The 16,598-nt window shown below is 65.9% G+C and carries 13 protein-coding genes; 7 read left to right on the top strand and 6 right to left on the bottom strand.

Features of this window, described 5'->3' with window-relative positions:
- Positions 1–5: 5 nt before the first annotated feature.
- From C2868_RS06660 to C2868_RS06645, 4 genes are read left to right on the top strand one after another with little or no spacing between them, the layout of a single operon-like run.
- A complete protein-coding gene (locus C2868_RS06660) occupies positions 6–266 on the top strand; it encodes a helix-turn-helix domain-containing protein (protein WP_013601292.1) in 261 nt (86 codons plus the stop codon).
- Positions 263–907, top strand: a complete 645-nt coding sequence (locus tag C2868_RS06655) for an N-6 DNA methylase (RefSeq protein ID WP_013601291.1) — start codon at positions 263–265, stop codon at positions 905–907. Before C2868_RS06660 ends, C2868_RS06655 begins: the two co-directional genes overlap by 4 nt.
- Complete coding sequence (locus C2868_RS06650; protein ID WP_258034415.1) at positions 904–2,580, top strand: Eco57I restriction-modification methylase domain-containing protein; 1,677 nt, start codon at positions 904–906, stop codon at positions 2,578–2,580. The genes C2868_RS06655 and C2868_RS06650 overlap by 4 nt, the downstream gene beginning before the upstream one ends.
- Complete coding sequence (locus C2868_RS06645) at positions 2,573–5,143, top strand: DEAD/DEAH box helicase family protein (protein ID WP_100810819.1); 2,571 nt, start codon at positions 2,573–2,575, stop codon at positions 5,141–5,143. The genes C2868_RS06650 and C2868_RS06645 overlap by 8 nt, the downstream gene beginning before the upstream one ends.
- Before the next feature lie 289 nt (positions 5,144–5,432).
- Here C2868_RS06645 and C2868_RS06635 read toward each other — a convergent pair whose 3' ends face one another.
- Complete coding sequence (locus C2868_RS06635) at positions 5,433–5,822, bottom strand: heavy metal-responsive transcriptional regulator (RefSeq protein WP_100811336.1); 390 nt, start codon at positions 5,820–5,822, stop codon at positions 5,433–5,435.
- 95 nt (positions 5,823–5,917) lie between these two features.
- Between C2868_RS06635 and merA the strand changes: the two genes are divergently transcribed.
- Positions 5,918–7,297 carry a mercury(II) reductase gene (gene merA, locus C2868_RS06630; RefSeq protein ID WP_198519550.1) on the top strand — a complete coding sequence of 460 codons (1,380 nt, stop codon included), beginning with the start codon at positions 5,918–5,920 and terminating at the stop codon, positions 7,295–7,297.
- Between the two features lie 222 nt (positions 7,298–7,519).
- On the opposite strand, the gene C2868_RS06625 is transcribed toward merA, so the two are convergent.
- The 4 genes from C2868_RS06625 to C2868_RS06610 form a co-directional block, all read right to left on the bottom strand.
- Entirely contained in the window at positions 7,520–8,122 is a 603-nt protein-coding gene (locus C2868_RS06625; RefSeq protein WP_100810821.1) for a cadmium resistance transporter, read from the bottom strand.
- A gap of 76 nt (positions 8,123–8,198) precedes the next feature.
- The gene (locus C2868_RS06620) at positions 8,199–8,774 is read right to left on the bottom strand and encodes a signal peptidase II (RefSeq protein WP_100810822.1); all 576 of its coding nucleotides are present in this window, start codon (positions 8,772–8,774) and stop codon (positions 8,199–8,201) included.
- Positions 8,771–10,675, bottom strand: coding sequence for a cation-translocating P-type ATPase (locus C2868_RS06615; protein WP_100810823.1), 1,905 nt, complete (start codon positions 10,673–10,675; stop codon positions 8,771–8,773). Before C2868_RS06615 ends, C2868_RS06620 begins: the two co-directional genes overlap by 4 nt.
- On the bottom strand, positions 10,672–11,031 hold the full coding sequence (locus C2868_RS06610) for a helix-turn-helix transcriptional regulator (protein ID WP_026926287.1): 360 nt from the start codon (positions 11,029–11,031) through the stop codon (positions 10,672–10,674). Before C2868_RS06610 ends, C2868_RS06615 begins: the two co-directional genes overlap by 4 nt.
- A 111-nt stretch (positions 11,032–11,142) precedes the next feature.
- Here C2868_RS06610 and C2868_RS06605 point away from each other — a divergent pair, with 111 nt between their 5' ends.
- Positions 11,143–11,478, top strand: coding sequence for a hypothetical protein (locus C2868_RS06605; RefSeq protein WP_146048015.1), 336 nt, complete (start codon positions 11,143–11,145; stop codon positions 11,476–11,478).
- A 7-nt stretch (positions 11,479–11,485) separates the two neighbouring features.
- Here C2868_RS06605 and C2868_RS06600 read toward each other — a convergent pair whose 3' ends face one another.
- Entirely contained in the window at positions 11,486–12,610 is a 1,125-nt protein-coding gene (locus C2868_RS06600; protein WP_229745258.1) for a DNA cytosine methyltransferase, read from the bottom strand.
- A 234-nt stretch (positions 12,611–12,844) separates the two neighbouring features.
- Here C2868_RS06600 and mobF point away from each other — a divergent pair, with 234 nt between their 5' ends.
- The gene (gene mobF / locus C2868_RS06595; protein ID WP_232711233.1) at positions 12,845–16,456 is read left to right on the top strand and encodes a MobF family relaxase; all 3,612 of its coding nucleotides are present in this window, start codon (positions 12,845–12,847) and stop codon (positions 16,454–16,456) included.
- The last annotated feature ends 142 nt before the right edge of the window (positions 16,457–16,598 follow it).

The raw sequence follows: 16,598 nt of genomic DNA, 5'->3' as shown, positions 1-16,598 counted from the left end.
CCAACGTGGCTGAGCCGTGGCTGTCCGCAGACGACATCGCCGCCCACCTCGGGGTCACCAAGGACACCGTCTACACCTGGATCGCCGAGAAGGCCATGCCCGCCCACAAGGTCGGACGCCTCTGGAAGTTCCAAGCCAGCGAGATAGACGACTGGGTGCGCGCGGGTGCGGCGGCCAGTGACCAAGAGCTCCACGTAGCCCATCCCGGTGTCGGTGGACGCTCCTACGCTCATGACAACGACGAGCACGGGGAGGGGGGAAGATGAACCTGAAAGACGCCCAGCGCTTGGTGAAGTCCAAGCAACGCGTTGCGGACCACGGCGAGGTGTTCACGCCGGCGTGGATGGTCGAGGACATGCTCGACCTCGTTAAGCACGAGTCTGAGCGGATCGACTCCCGCGTACTCGAACCCGCCTGCGGCTCGGGCAACTTCCTCATCCCCGTCCTGGCTCGCAAGCTCGCCACGGTCGAGCTTCGGCACGGCAAGAGCGAGTTCGAGAAGCGCCACTACGCATTGTTCGCGCTCATGTGCACCTACGGTATCGAACTTCTCGCAGACAACGCCGAAGAGTGCCGCCACAATCTCGCCGAGGTGTTCAACACATTCTTGGGTATCGGCAACGATGACCAGTGGGCGCGAGCGGCCCGCGCGGTTCTCGCCGTGAACATCGTCCAGGGCGATGCCTTGACCATGACCGTGCCAAGCGGCCAGCCGATCACCTTTCCTGAGTGGGGCTACCTCGGCAAAGGCAAGTTCCAGAGGCGCGACTTTCGCTACGACGACCTCACTCAGCGCGCCTCGTACGAGGGAACCCTATTCGGCGAGCTCGATGACGAGGACCTGTTCGTCCCCGCGCAGACTTACCCGACGATGACCGTCAGTCAGATCGCCGAGGCCGCCGCGTGACCCTTGCACCTTTCACCCTCCGAGGGCACAACCCGGATGTGTTGACGTGCATCGCGAACCTCTCCAACGATGAGGTCTTCACCCCGCCGGAGTTCGCGAACCAGATGCTCGACACGCTTGCCGCCGCGTGGGCAGACGCCAACGACGGCGCCGACATCTGGACCAACCCCGATGTCACGTTCCTCGATCCTTTCACCAAGTCGGGGGTCTTCCTTCGCGAGATCACTCGCCGCCTCACCGACGGACTGATCCTGACGTTCCCTGACCTCGCCCAGCGCGTCGATCACATCCTCACCCGTCAGGTTTTCGGCATCGGGATCACACAGCTCACTGCACTGCTGGCTCGCCGGAGTGTCTATTGCTCGAAGTTCGCCAACGGCCCGCACTCGATCGCCAGGTCGTTCACGACCGAGGACGGCAACATCTGGTTCGATCGCACGGACCACGCCTGGGGCGGTGGCAAACGCGAGTTTCGGGTTGATCCGCTTACGCGCGAAGAGATCGCCGTCTATACCAACCGCAAGTGCACCTACTGCGGTGCTAGCGAAGGCAGCTACGCACGCGGTGACGACTTGGAAACTCACGCCTACGCATTCATCCATACCGACGACATCAGAGCTCGGATCGCCGAGCTGTTCGGAGACAACATGCAGTTCGACGTCATCATCGGCAACCCGCCCTATCAGTTGGGGGATGGAGGCGGTGGTGGCGGCGCGTCGGCCACGCCCATCTACAATCTCTTCGTCGAGAAGGCACTCGCGCTCGACCCTCGCTATGCCGTGATGATCACCCCGTCGCGATGGTTCTCGGGCGGGAAGGGTCTGGACGATTTCCGGGATCGGATGCTCGCCGACCACCGCTTTGCGAAACTCATCGACTATCCGCAGCTGTACGACGTCTTTCCTGGCGTGAAGATTCGAGGCGGCGTGTCGTACTGGTTGTGGAGTCGAGACCATGAGGGACCGTGCGAGGTCACCACCAAGATCGGAGACGAGGCTATCGGCGTACCCGCACTTCGGATGCTTGACGCCTATGACGTGCTCGTGCGTCGCAACGAGGGCGTGCGGATTCTGGACAAGGTGAGGGCGCACAGAGTTGACGGAGAGTCGGAGCCTCTCCTCGGCGATGTGGTGTCTGCCAGGAAGCCATTTGGGCTGACGAACCAAAGGGGCAAGGCGACTCCGGTCGGGTTGAATGATCCAGTCCTGGTGTATGGAAACCAGACTGAGTCGTACATGGAGCGATCTGCGATTACGAGCAACGTCGAATGGGTCGACAAGTGGAAGGTCTTATTGGTCAAGGCCCACGGAACGAGTGGCCGCGATGACGTTACGATTCTGGGCGAACCGGTCGTGGCCGGCCCAGGTACCGCGTGTACCGAGACCTACCTCGTGATCGGGGTTGTGGACTCCGAAACAGAGGCTCGGAATCTGGCCATCTACATGCGGACGCGCTTCGTTCGATTCCTCGTCTCGCTTCGCAAGATCACCCAGAACATCACTCGCGACTCCTACCTGTTTGTCCCAAGGCTCTCGATGGATCGAGTCTGGACTGATCGTGACCTCTATGAGCGCTACGACATCGATAGTGAGCAGGTTTCATTCATAGAGTCGTTGATCGCCGAGCGTCCGAGCAACGACGTGCCTGGTTCCGATGAGGACGGCGATGAGTAGAGACATCGATCAGCTTCTCCCGGAGAAGCCCGAGGCACGACTGCGTATCTATGCGTGGTCGCCGAACGATCCACCAGTCGGCTACGCGGGCCTTCTCAAGGTGGGACAGACGACGAAGGCGGATGTGAACGCGCGCATCCGCGAGTCTCAGGGGCAGATGCAACAGGCATACACGCTGCACGTTGATGAGCTCGCCGAACGAGGCGACGGGACGGTGTTTCGCGACTCAGATGTGCGCCAACGGCTGATCGACAAGGGCTTCGAGAACCCGATCTTCGGCTCAGCGCGAGAGTGGATGCGGTGCACCCCAGACGATGTGCGCACGGCGATCACTGAGCTTCGCACAGGCGTGAAGCTCAGTGGAACCCATCATGAGAAGTTTCCGATGCGCCCGGAGCAAGCCAGCGCCGTGGACAAGGCCGAGGGCTACTACGAGTCCATCTGGGCCGAGGACTCTCACGCGGTGCCACGGTTCCTGTGGAACGCCAAGATGCGCTTCGGGAAGACCTTCGCCTCCTACCAACTCGCGAAGCGGCTCGGCGCCAAACGCATCCTCGTGGTCACCTTCAAGCCCGCAGTGGAGGACGCCTGGCAGACCGACCTGGAGTCTCACGCCGACTTCGACGGCTGGCAGTACCTCTCCTCGGCCGCCGGGGGCAACCCAGATGAGGCGGACAAGACTCGGCCACTGGTCTACTTCGGTTCGTTCCAGGACCTACTCGGGCGAGATCGGAAGACCGGCCTCATCAAGGCGAAGAACGAGTGGGTCCACACCACCAACTGGGACCTCGTCATCTTCGATGAATACCACTTCGGTGCGTGGCGAGAGTCCGCCAAGGAGCTGTTCGAGGGCGAGGACGAGAAAGTCAAGCAGAAGGAACTGGCCGCGGAGTACAACGACGGCCTCGTGGCTTTCGACGAGGAGCTTGACGAACTCGGCAACGACGAGGACGACTTCCTGCCGATCACCACCCGCGCCTACCTGTACCTGTCGGGCACGCCATTCAAGGCGCTGGCAACCGGTGAGTTTATCGAGGAGCAAATCTTCAACTGGACCTACACCGATGAGCAGCGCGCCAAGGCCGAGTACGCCGTCGCGCAACCGGACGCCTGGAACCCGTACGGGGCACTCCCGGAGATGCGTCTGTTCACGTACCAGATGCCTGACGAGTTGATTGCCGTTGCGAATCAGGGAGAGTTCGACGAGTTCGACCTCAACGAGTTCTTCGAGGCAAAGGGCGCCGGCAAGGACGCCGAGTTCACCCGCAAGACCGACGTGCAGAAGTGGCTCGATCTCGTCCGCGGCGCTCACCTGCCCACCCAGGTCGACGCGATGCGAATGGGCACCCGCCCGCCATTCCCGTACTCCGATGTCCGACTCCTGCCGTACCTTCAGCACTCGTTCTGGTTCCTGCCCAACGTTGCTGCCTGCGAGGCAATGTCGAACCTGCTCGCGGAGAAGCAGAACGTGTTCTGGCACGACTACAAGGTCCTCGTCGTCGCGGGTCCCGGCGCGGGCATCGGGCTGGATGCTCTCCCGCCAGTGCGGGCGGCGATCGGCGACGGCCACGACACGAAGACGATCACCCTGTCGTGCGGCAAGCTCACCACGGGCGTCACCGTCAAGCAGTGGTCCTCGATCCTGATGTTGCGCAACCTCAACTCACCCGAGACCTACTTCCAGGCAGCCTTCCGTGTGCAGTCACCGTGGTCGATCAAGAACCCCGACGGCGACAACCCAAGCGCCGAAGCCGTCCTCAAGCCGGTGTGCTTCGTGTTCGACTTCGCGCCGACCCGCGCGCTGCGTCAGATCGCCGACTACGGCGCGGGCCTCTCACCGGAGACGCCGAACCCCGAGCAAGCCGTAGAGGAACTCGTGAAGTTCCTGCCCGTGTTGGCCTACGACGGGTCGAACATGACCCAGGTCGATGCCGGCGGCATCCTCGATATCGCCATGTCGGGCACCTCCGCGACCCTCCTGGCCCGCAAGTGGGAGTCCGCGATCCTCGTCAACGTCGACAACGAAACCCTGCGCAAGATCATGAACAGCCCCGACGCCCTCAACGCCGTCATGAACATCGAGGGTTTCCGTGCACTCGGCAACGACATCTTCGAGACCGTCGTGAACAAGAGTGACGCCGTGAAGAAGGTGAAGAAGGAGAAGGGCGAGGACATCACTCCGGCGGAGAAGAAGGAGCTGACGGCGGAGGAGAAGGAGTACAAGTCCAAGCGGAAGCAGATTCAGGAGAAGCTGGTCAAGTTCGCCACCCGCATCCCTGCATTCATGTACCTGACCGACTTCCGTGAGAACACTCTTACCGACGTCATCACCAAGCTCGAACCCGGCCTGTTCCGCACCGTCACCGGACTGACCGTCGAGGACTTCCACCTCCTCGTGAATCTCGGCGTCTTTAACGCCACCCATATGAACCAGGCCGTCTTCGCCTTCCGCCGCTACGAGGACTCCTCCTTGTCCTACACCGGCATCGAGTCCCACAAGGGCCTGCGTCGCTACGGCCTCTACGACACCGTCGTCGCCGTCAACGACGAGACCGTAGTCTGACCACCCGTCAGCCCGTATCGAGAGAGCCGCATGTCCTTCCAGACCCGGCGCAGCATCGAGGAGATGCTCACCGCCATCCACAAGCGCGAGTATCTGATGCCAGCTATCCATCGTGAATTTGTCTGAAGCACGGATACCCTGTCGGCTCCTTCCTGCTCTGGAACTTCAAGCCCGAGACCGCGCAGTCGTACACGTTCTACGAGTTCCTGACGAACTACCACGAGCGCGACAACCTTACGCGGACAAGACAACGGTTCCCTCCGGGCAGCAAGACCCTTCAGCCGATTGGTCAGAGGTACCGGCAGATCGACTCGGGTGTGCAGGCCTCCGGCGACGTCTGTGCTGCGTTCGCGCGGAGCTCGGCGACGCTGGTACGGAGCAGGCGGAGATGCTCAAGCTGCTCGTCGATCTCGACCAGTCGCCGGTCGAGGAGGTCTCGAACATGACCGCACGGCGACCCGCCCGCGTCACGTACTTCGAGGATCTCGGCGGTTTGCGCGAGGGTGACCCCTGCTGCGCGGGCCCGGTCGATGAACTCGAGCCGCTGCACCGCCTCGTCGCCGTAGTTGCGGTACCCGGCCGGGGTACGCTCCGGAGGTTGGAGCAGCCCGCGCTCCTCGTAATACCGCAGCGTGGACGCCCTCGTCTTCGCCTTCCCCGCGAGTTCTCCGATCCGCATCGTCACCTCCGCCACCGACTTGACCTTCAAGCATACTTTAAGGTCCATTCTTTCAGGAGTGGCCGCATGAGTGGCCGGTTCGAACTTGAGGAGGCATCGTGACACAGCACACAGAGGTTGATCTCGTGGTGATCGGGACGGGCGGGGCGGCGATGTCCGCAGCGATCCACGCGCGCCTCGAGGGGGCCAGCGTGGTCGCCATCGAATCGGGAACCCTCGGCGGTACCTGCGTGAACGTGGGTTGTGTGCCGTCCAAGACGCTTCTCGCGGCCGCGCACACCCGGCACTCCGCCCTCACGAACCCGTTCTCAGGCGCCCCCAGCTCTGCTGGGATGGTCGATCTCAGCGCGCTCATCGAGCAGAAGGATGATCTGGTTGGGATGCTCCGCCAGACCAAGTACGCCGACATCGCCGCTGCCTACGGGTTTGACATCCTCCCGGGCACTGCAACGTTCACAGACGCGGGAACCCTGCTCGTGGATGGACGACCGGTGCGCGCGAAGTCGTATCTCGTCGCCACCGGCGCCGAGCCGCACGTGCCGGCAATCCCTGGGCTTGAGCAGGTTGATTACCTCACGTCGACCACAGCGATGGAACTGACGGAACTGCCCGCGTCGCTCGTGGTGATCGGCGGTGGCTTCGTCGGCCTGGAACAGGCGCAGCTGTTCGCCCGGCTCGGAGTAGAGGTCACCGTCATCGGTCGGCTCGCCCCGCACGCCGAACCGGAACTGTCATCCGAGCTCCGCAAGGCCTTCCTGGCCGAGGGGATCAGCGTCATCGGCGACCGCGCAGCCACGATCACCCAGCACGAGGGCCTGGTCCAGGTGACGACCCGCAACGGGAAGGACGCGACCGGTGAACGTGTCCTCGTTGCCACCGGTCGCACCCCGCGCACCGAAGGGCTCAACCTTCCTGCTGCGGGTATCGCGACCGACGAGCGCGGCTTCGTCATCGTAGACGAGCAGCAGCGGACCACGAACCCGGCTGTGTTCGCCGCCGGTGACGTCACTGACGTGCCCCAGTACGTGTACGTCGCCGCGAGGACTGGGAAGATCGCCGCGCACAACGCCCTGGGTCACGACGAGCGAGTCGACTACACCGGGTTGCCGTCTGTGCTGTTCACCTCACCCCAACTGGCCTCCGCCGGGATCACCGAAGCCAGCGCCATCGCCGCCGGATACCGGTGCGCCTGCCGATTCCTACGACTTTCCGACGTGCCCAGGGCCATCGCCAACCACGACACACGCGGCGGCATCAAGGTCGTCGCCGACGCCGACACCGGCAAAGTCCTCGGTATCCACGCCCTCGCCGACACCGCTGGGGAGATGATGCTCGCCGCAACCTACGCCATCACCGCCGGATTCACCGTCACCCAACTCGCCGACACCTGGGCCCCCTACCTCACCATGGCCGAAGGCATCCGCCTCACCGCGAACCTCTTCCGCAACGAACTCCCCACCTCCTGCTGCGCCTGACACAAGAGCCGGGCCCAGCGATGTGGTGATCCAAGTGATATCCGCGACGCCTTCAACACCGGCACCGACCGCGTGATCGACGCCTACGCGGTCAGCGTGGGCTCAGTTGAGGCAGCGGCGCCGAGCACGTCGTCTGGGCCGCTCACACGCGGAGCGCACCGGGACACTCAGCCGCCAGGTAGCAACCACAGCACGCTGCCATCTACGCAGTCGGCTACGAGTTCAGAGGCCGAAGGCACCACCACTGACGAGGATGAAGATGCCCAGGCCGATGAGCACGATCGGGAACAGGATGTGTTCCCAGCGTTCCAGGAGTTCGGCGATCGGTCGGCGGGTGGCGACGAACTTGCCCAGGCCGACGAGGGCGGCGACCAGGGCGAGGAACACGATGCAGTACGCCACCACGGCCGCTGGGCCCACGCTGAGGAAGACCGGGACGTAGACGCCGATGTTGTCCCCGCCGTTGGCGAAGGTCACCCCGGCCACCGTCCACACCCCAACCTTCTTGCCCTCGACCTTTGCCTCATCGTCATCGTCGGCACCGCGGTTGCGCCAGGCTTGCCACGCAGCCCAAAGTCCCAACCCCAGCGGAATGAGTCCGAAGTAGGGGATGACCTCCGGCGGCAGGAACGCTCCCGCCCCGAGCGTCACCAGCACGGAAGCGCCCAGGATGCCAGCGAACCCGAGGTACTGTCCGACCAGGATTCGGGCGGTGGTCCCGCGCCGGCCCGCGCCTCGGGCGAAGAACAAGGAGAGCACGATGATGTCATCGATGTTCGTGGCGATGAATAGGCCGATCGCCTGCAGGACGGAGGACAGGATCATGCGCCCACCGCCGCGTTACAGCCGCCTGGCGGCCCAGCGGTTCCGGCAGCCGCGTGCCGTTGATACTCTGCGACCATCATTGTCCGTTCCTGGTGTGGTTTGGGCCTCGGAGGTAAAGCAGTACGCCCAGGGCGACGCCGAAACCGAGGATGACGTCGGCAAGGTTGCCGATGAACAGGTTGCCGTAGGCGAGGAAGTCGGTGACATGACCGCGGCCGAATCCGGGAGGGGCGAACAGCCGGTCCAGGAGGTTGCCGACTGCGCCGCCCCACACCAGGCCGATCGCGACCGCCCACCCGGCCGATGGAGCGCGCGCGGCGGCGATGAGCAGGGCGATGGACGCCGCGGTCGCGATGACGGTGAGCAGCCACGTTGAATCGGACCCTAAGGACATGACGGTGCCGGGGTTGAACGCGAGCTGTAAGCCGAGCCAGTCTCCCAAGAGCGGGATTGCGGTCATCCTCGCTGAGCTGAGCTGAGCGAGGGCGAGTGCCTTGCTGCCTTGGTCGATCAGCACCGCGCCGGCGGCGACGGCGCACGCGAGCAGGAACCAGCGGAGCCGGACGCGCGCCGCCGCCGGGCCGGCAGAACTCGCTTCCACGGCATCCGCTTTTCCCGGGGAGGGAGCGGAGCCGTCAAGGGGATCGGTCATGCCTTCGTGCGCCGCGCCGCGCGGAGCCCGTTGAGGATGACGACGACTTCAGCGACCTCGTGTACAAGCACGACCGCGGCGAGCCCGAGGACTCCGGTGATCGCGAGCGGCAGCAGCGCCACGATGATCGCGATCGACAACACGACGTTCTGGTTGATGATGTTGCGGCCGCGGCGGGCGTGGGCGAGGGCCTGTGGGATGAGGCGCAGGTCGTGGCCGGTGAACGCGACGTCGGCCGACTCGATCGCAGCATCGGCGCCCTTGGCTCCCATAGCGATCCCCACATCCGCGGCCGCCAGCGCGGGAGCGTCGTTGATGCCGTCCCCGATCATGGCAGTGGGCTGAGACTTCGACAACTTCGCGACGGCGGTGGCCTTGTCCTCGGGGCGCAGCTCGGCGCGCACGTCCCTGATGCCGGCCTGGTCGGCCAGCGCTGCGGCGGTGCGGGCGTTGTCGCCGGTGAGCATCGTCACCCCGATCCCGCGGCGGTTCAGCGTGGCGATGACCTCGGGAACCTCTGGGCGCAGTTCGTCACGCACCCCGATCGCCCCGGCCGGCTGGTCGCCTCGGTGCACGATGACGACGGTCATCCCCTCGGACTCCATCGCCCGCACCTGGTCGGCCAGTGATCCGGCATCCAGCCAGCGGGGGCTACCGACGGCGAGACGGGCACTACCGAGCGTGCCGGTGATGCCGCGCCCGGCGGTCTCGGTGACGTCGTGCGCGGTCGGGGCGTCGGGGACGGCCTTCGTGATCGCGGCGGCCAGCGGGTGCGTGCTGTGACCTTCCAGGCTCGCCGCCCACGCCAGCACCTCATTCTCGGTCGCGCCGGTGGTGACGACGCGGGTCACCGTGGGCTCGTTGCGGGTCAGCGTGCCGGTCTTGTCGACGGCGAGGTGGCGGATGCCGCCGAACCGCTCGAACGCGGCCCCGGACTTCACGACCACACCGAACTTCGACGCCGCGCCGATCGCGGAAACAACGGTGACCGGGACGGCGATCGCCAGCGCGCACGGCGAGGCTGCGACCAGCACCACCAGAGCGCGGGTGATCCACAGCTCAGGGTCGCCGCTCAACAGCGACCCAAGCACGCCGACCAGCACGGCGAGGATCATCACGCCGGGCACCAGCGGGCGGGCGATCCGGTCGGCCAGGCGGGCACGGTCGCCCTTCTCGGCCTGCGCCTGCTCGACCAGCTCCACGATGGTGGTGAGCGAGTTGTCGGTGCCGGCGGCGGTGGCCTCGACCTCGAGCACGCCGGTGGTGTTGATTGACCCGGCCGAGACGTCGGTGCCCGGTTCGACCTCGACCGGGATCGATTCACCCGTGATCGCGGACGTGTCCAGGCTGCTTCGCCCGGCCCGCACGGTGCCGTCGGTGGCGATCCGTTCGCCCGGCCGGACCACCAGGACATCCCCGACGCGCAGCTCCTTCGCCTCGACCTCGGCGGTGGCGTCGCCGCGCTTGACGAGTGCGGTGTCGGGCACGAGCTTCAACAGCGCCCGCAACCCTGCGCGGGCGCGGTCCATCGCCTTGTCCTCCAGCGCCTCCGCAATGGAGTACAGGAATGCCAGCGCGGCGGCCTCCTCGACGTAGCCGAGGATCACCGCGCCGGTCGCGCTGATCGTCATCAGCAGCCCGATGCCGAACTTGCCCTTGGTGAACAGCTTGCGCAGCGCGCCCGGCACGAACGTGTAAGCGCCCAGCAGCAGGCCGATCCAGAACAGCACCAGGCCCGCGGTCTCCGCGCCGGTCCACTCGCACACCAGGCCGGCGGCGAACGCGACGCCGGAGGCGATCGGGATCAGAACGCTCGGGCTCCGATACCACGGCCGGTCATCGTCATCATCGTGGTCGTCGAGGTCGACGTGCTCGACCTGCGAACCTGTGACCGCGCTCACGCCCGCACCTCCCCCGCCTGGCAACCCTCGACCCCGCAGTCCGGGTCCATGCACGGCACGCTCTCGTCGACCGCAAGCGTGACATCCACCAGCGCCGTCAGCGCGCGGGCCAGGTGCGGGTCTGCCACCTCGTAGCGGGTCTGTCGGCCCTCGGGCTCGGCCACCACGATCCCGCACCCGCGCAGGCATGTCAGATGGTTCGACACGTTCGAGCGCGACAACCCCAGCTCGCGGGACAGCACCGCCGGGTAGCTCGGCCCGGCCAGCAGGGTCAGCAGAATGCGGGAGCGGGTCGGGTCGGCCATAGCTCGGCCGAGCCGGTTCATCACGTCGAGTCGATCGGAAATAGTCAGCATACGATGACTATACACTGTACGATGTATATTCGGCGCCAGGTGTCCTCACGAGCGGCGAGTCAGTTGACAGCTCCCTACCAGCGAGCGTGGCGAAGTGCTCGAAGATCCGTCGTGGAGAATATGTCCCGTTCCTCGGTGCCGGCGTCCCGCTCGATTAAGGTCGACGACTACTTGGCCGCCGCATGCCTGCTGCCGAACCTTCAGTTGCTGGGTGGGGCCGCCAACATCGAGAAGCAGGATGGACTGCCTGCGGAGTGGATGGACACCGCCTTCCCGAGCGAGAACAAGCGAGCTACGTACCTTGCCGAGGACGACCTCGACGGCCTTCCGCTCGACTTGGCCGACTTCACCTCGTTCTTCGAGCAGCGCAAGCAGCGAGTCCGGGTCCGCCTGCTCGCCGCTCTGGGAACGACACCGGGAGCACCGGAGGACGCCGCTCTCGCGTAGCCCATGTTCACGCGGCGAGCAGTGACAGCGCGGACACAGCCTGGAGGGGTAGCACTCCGTTGCCGAGGGCGGTGATCTGTTGATTCTGCGTCAGGTCGCCGCTATCGGTGACCCATCCAGTCGGCAGGCCCATGAGCCATTCGACGAATGCCGGTGCTGGGCGGGGGCCGTCGGCGTCGTTCAGGAGGGCTGGCGCTTGCGCGGGTCGCCCGGTGATGTGTTCCCAACGAGTGATGGCGTCGGCGTAGCGTCCCCATCGCTGAACAGTCCGTCGATCAGCGACCACAGCGTCTCCGATTCGGCTCTCCTGTTCGATGAGCCACCCGGTCCGTGGAGGGCGAAGTCGATGATCTGGTGCGACAGCGCAATCGTCCCTCGTCTCGCTCGCACCTGGTCGAGAGTCTCTCCACCGCGCGATGAGTCCGTCGCCAGCGGGGTGCGGAACAGTGCGCCGGGCGAGGGCGAAGATGCGGAAGCGTTGGTGAGGAGCGCCGACAAGGGAAGCCGGTAAGCCGATCCATCCTGCATCCAGCCGCAAGTCGGCCAGATCGCCGAGAACGGCGCCGAGAGCCCGAAGAGGTCGAGTTGCGTAGTCTCCCAGATGCCACGGGTCGGGTTCCACGTTGCGAAGGGTTGCGCCGTCGGGGGATGCATCGCCTGGGTTGCGTCGGTCATGGTTATCTCCTTCTGCGGATGGCCGCGTCGCGGGTGAGGACAGCAGCCCGCGGACGTTCTCGATGACGACCCATTCGGGCTGGAGCGCGTCGATGGCTACGGCCATGTGCGCCCAGAGACCCGAGCGCGTACCCGGAGCAAGGCCGGCGCGCTTGCCTACCGTGGAAACGTCTTGGCACGGGAATCCGCCGATGAGGATGTCCACGGGCTCGACCTGACTCCAGTCGATGGCCGTGATGTCGCCAAGATTCGGAGCTTCGGGCCAGTGGTGCGAGAAGACGCGGGCGACGGGCGCGTTGAGTTCGGAGAACCACACGGTCGTGGCGTTGAATACGTGCTCGACGGCGAGGTCGAGGCCGCCGTAGCCGCTGAACAGCGACCCGATCCTGAGTCGTGGTTCGCCGCTGATGTCGAGGTCGTGCATAAAGTCTGCTCCGGTGAAGGTCGTCCCCGGCATCCGTGCCTCGTTGAGCACTGATGCCGAGCTGGCCAACTGTCAGGTGCACAACTCCGGCACGCCCGCAGCTCGTCGAGCCACGCGAGCGACACCGCCCGACGCCCCCATCTCCGGCCTTCGCTCTGACCGCCATCCGAGGTCACACGCGTCTTGCAGATCGAGGTAGCCGGGCATTACCGCGGCAGAGGTCACCGGGTGAGGGTGCTCACCTGCCCGGCAGGAGCGGAGGTGAGCATGACGGTTTCGATGCGCGTGATGTCGGCAGGTGACGGCTATAAGTACCTGCTCAAGACCGTCGCGGCAGCCGACGGCAACAGGCCGCTCTCGACGCCACTCACTCGCTACTACATGGAAGTAGGCACCCCGCCCGGCCGCTGGGTCGGCGCGGGCGTAGCGGCCCTCGGCAAGGGCGAGATTCAGTTGGGCGACCGAGTATCAGAACACCAACTCCAGCTACTGATGGGGACTGGCCATGATCCGATCACCGACCAGCCGCTCGGTCGTTCCTTCCCGACCTACAGGAGCCAGGCGGAGCGGATCGAGGCGCGCATCGCCGACCTCGAACCGACGATGACGCCTGGCGCCAAGGGCGAGGCCGTCGCGCAGATCGTTGCCGAGGAGACTGCCCGGAGCACACGACGCGCGGTAGCTGGCTTCGACTTCACCTTCTCGATCCCGAAGTCCGCGTCAGTGTTGTGGGCGGTCGCAGACGCCGGGGTCCAAGCGCTGATCGCGGAGGCGCATCATCGAGCGGTTGCGGAGGTGGCTGCGTTCATGGAACGCGAGGTTGCAGCCACCCGCACGGGCGCAACCGCCGGTGACGGCGCGGTTGCACAGGTCGATGTCACCGGGCTCATCGCAACCGCCTTCGATCACTTCGACTCCCGCGCCGGCGACCCCCACCTCCACACGCACGTCGTCATCAGCAACAAGGCCAAGACCGTCCTCGATGGGAAATGGCGATCGCTCGACGGCAGACCGATGCACGCCGCCGTCGTCGCGCTCTCCGAACTGCACGAAGCTGCGTTCGCCGACCACATGACGCGCACCTTCGGCGTCTCGTGGGAGGCCCGCGAGATGGGGCGGGACCGGAACCCAGCGTGGGCTATCACCGGCGTGCCGGAGGAACTGGTCGCGGAGTTCTCCACCCGCGCTCGCCACATCGACGCCGAGAAGAACCGGCTCATCGCCGAGTACGTTGCCCAGCACGGACACCAACCATCGAACGCGACGATCCTCAAACTGCGAGCCCAGGCCACGCTGGCTACGAGGCCTGAGAAGCAGGTCCGATCCTTGGCTGACCTGACCGCTGAGTGGCGGGATCGCGCGTCCAAGACCCTCGATCGGGACGCGACGACGTGGGCACGCGAGATGACCGACAACGACAAACCGCTCCTGCTGCGCGCCGACGACGTGCCGCTCGACGTGATCGGCGAGATTGGGCGTTCAGTCGTCGAGGTGGTCGGCGAGAAGCGCTCGACCTGGCGACGGTGGAATCTCATGGCCGAGGCATCCCGGCAGACAATGGGTTGGCGATTCGCCACCATGCAGGATCGGGAAGCCATCGTCGCGATGGTCACCGACGCCGCCGAGCTCGTCTCGCTTCGGTTGACCCCGCCCGAACTCGCGGCCTCGCCGGTCGTGTTCCGTCGGCCTGACGGCACCTCAGTGTTCCGTCCGAAGAGCTCTACCGTGTTCACCTCCGAGTCCCAGCTTGCTGCCGAGGACAGACTCCTCGAACGAGCTGCCAACCTGGCCGGGCCGACGGTGCCGCTTGCCACGGTCGAGAAGATCACCGCCAGACCCGACGCGGACGGCCTGATGCTCGGCGACGACCAAGCCGACGCCTTGGCCCGCATCGCGGTGTCGGGACGGGTGCTCGACGTGCTTGTCGGTCCCGCCGGGGCGGGCAAGACCACCGCCATGAATGCGCTCCGTCGCGCTTGGGAAGCCGAGCACGGCCCCGGCTCGGTCGTCGGCCTGGCCCCGTCAGCGGTTGCCGCCCAGGTCCTCGCCGACGATCTCGGGATCGAGACTGAGAACACGGCGAAGTGGTGGCAGAACCACCTCCTCCACGGCACCACCTTCGAGGCGGGTCAGCTCGTCGTCATCGACGAAGCCTCCCTCGCCGGCACCCTGTCACTGGACCGCATCACCCACCTCGCCCAGGAAGCGGGCGCGAAGGTGCTGCTGGTCGGCGACTACGCCCAACTGCAATCCGTGGACGCCGGCGGCGCTTTCGCAATGATCGCCAGAGACCGGGCCGACACCCCCGAACTGGTCGACGTCCACCGCTTCACCCATACCTGGGAGAAGACCGCCTCACTCGAGCTACGTCACGGACGCACGGCGGCTATCGACACCTACCTCGCCCACGAGCGCATCACCGACGGCGACTCCGAGGCCATGACCGACGCCGCCTACAACGCCTGGCGCGCCGACCGCGACGCCGGACTCGTCTCGGTGCTGATCGCCGAAACCCACGAAGACGTGACCACGCTGAACCGTCGCGCCCGCGCCGACCTGATCCTCAACAAGACGCTGAACCCCGACCGCGAAGTCGAGCTGCGCGACGGCACCGCCGCAGGCGTCGGCGACACCATCATCACGCGACTCAACAAGCGCGAACTGCGCACCCTGGCCGGGCGGGACTGGGTGCGCAACGGCGACATCTGGACCATCACCGCCGTCGGCGACGACGGGACCATCACCATCGCACGCGACTACGGAACCGGCACCGTTGTTCGCGACGACGGCACCAGCAGGGCTCGGAAGCGAAGGAGCAGGTTCGGCGGCAGCATCGTCCTCCCAGCCTCGTACGTGGCCGAGCATGTCGATCTCGGCTACGCAGTCACCGCCTACCGAGCGCAAGGCATCACGACCGACACCGCACACGTGTTGGTCGAACCGACCTCGACGAGAGAGACCTTCTACGTCGCGATGACCCGAGGACGGCACTCGAACCACGCCTACGTGACTCTCGACCGCGCAGACGACCATGCCCAGCCGCACCCTGGCGACGACCCGCATGCCACCGCGCGAAGCGTGCTCTACGGCGTTCTCCAGCACAGCGGAGCCGAACTCTCGGCGCACGAGACCATCGTCGCCGAACAGGAACAGTGGGGCTCGATCGCCCAGCTCGCCGCCGAGTACGAGACCATCGCCGCCGCAGCCCAACACGACCGCTGGGCAACCCTCATCCGCTGCTCCGGACTCACCGACGAACAGGCCGAGAACGCCATCGAGTCCGAAGCGTTCGGCCCGCTCACGGCCGAACTCCGACGCGCCGAGGCCAACCATCACAACGTCGACGTACTGCTGCCACGCCTCGTCGCAGCGCGCGGGTTCGACGACGCCGACGACATCGCCGCCGTACTCCACTACCGGGTCGAACGGGCGACCGCCCGGCCCGCAGGCTCGGGCAGGACTCGCAAGCCACCGCGACTCATCGCCGGCCTCATCCCACAGGCGCACGGAGTCATCGACCCCGAGATGTACGCGGCGCTCGACGAGCGAGAGGAGCTGATCGAGGCGCGCGCCGATGCCGCGCTCGAAGCTGCGCTCGCCGAGAACGCGCCGTGGACGGACGCTCTTGGAGCGCAGCCGAACGACCGGCGACGAGCCGCCACCTGGCGCAAGGCCGCCCGCGCGGTCGCCGCCTACCGAGACCGCTACCGCATCACCGACGACGCACCTCTCGGTGCTCCGCCCGAGTCAGCCGCCCAGAAGATCGACGCCGCGCGAGCGCGATCCGCCTACGAAGGAATGCGCAGACAAGTTGGGGGCGTGGAGAGCATGATCGCCTCCGCCACTTCAGTGCAGCGCGATGCACCTAGGAGTCTCTGACCTCGCCATCGAGACCCGACCGTCGAAGGTCGACGAGCTTGCTCGGTGTCGGTGCGTCGCCTCCGCCGACCTGGAGGAGCGTGGGACCATTGAGGCGTCATGACAACTACTCACTAGGCGCAGCACTCTGGTCGGTCGCCTG

The organism is Microbacterium sp. CJ77 (genome assembly GCF_002911615.1).
In the GTDB taxonomy this organism is placed as follows: Bacteria; Actinomycetota; Actinomycetes; order Actinomycetales; family Microbacteriaceae; genus Microbacterium.
Note: the sequence above shows the minus strand (reverse complement) of the source record. Positions and strands in the feature narration are given on the sequence as shown.

Bases quoted from the DNA above. Each gene is read 5' to 3' on its own strand.
- C2868_RS06625 (WP_100810821.1), bottom strand. From the start codon at position 8,122: ATGATCCTGTCCTCCGTCCTGCAGGCGATCGGCCTATTCATCGCCACG.
- mobF (WP_232711233.1), top strand. From the start codon at position 12,845: ATGACGGTTTCGATGCGCGTGATGTCGGCAGGTGACGGCTATAAGTAC.
- C2868_RS06655 (WP_013601291.1), top strand. From the start codon at position 263: ATGAACCTGAAAGACGCCCAGCGCTTGGTGAAGTCCAAGCAACGCGTT.
- C2868_RS06635 (WP_100811336.1), bottom strand. From the start codon at position 5,822: ATGCGGATCGGAGAACTCGCGGGGAAGGCGAAGACGAGGGCGTCCACG.
- C2868_RS06600 (WP_229745258.1), bottom strand. From the start codon at position 12,610: ATGCCGGGGACGACCTTCACCGGAGCAGACTTTATGCACGACCTCGAC.
- C2868_RS06610 (WP_026926287.1), bottom strand. From the start codon at position 11,031: ATGCTGACTATTTCCGATCGACTCGACGTGATGAACCGGCTCGGCCGA.
- C2868_RS06620 (WP_100810822.1), bottom strand. From the start codon at position 8,774: ATGACCGATCCCCTTGACGGCTCCGCTCCCTCCCCGGGAAAAGCGGAT.
- C2868_RS06645 (WP_100810819.1), top strand. From the start codon at position 2,573: ATGAGTAGAGACATCGATCAGCTTCTCCCGGAGAAGCCCGAGGCACGA.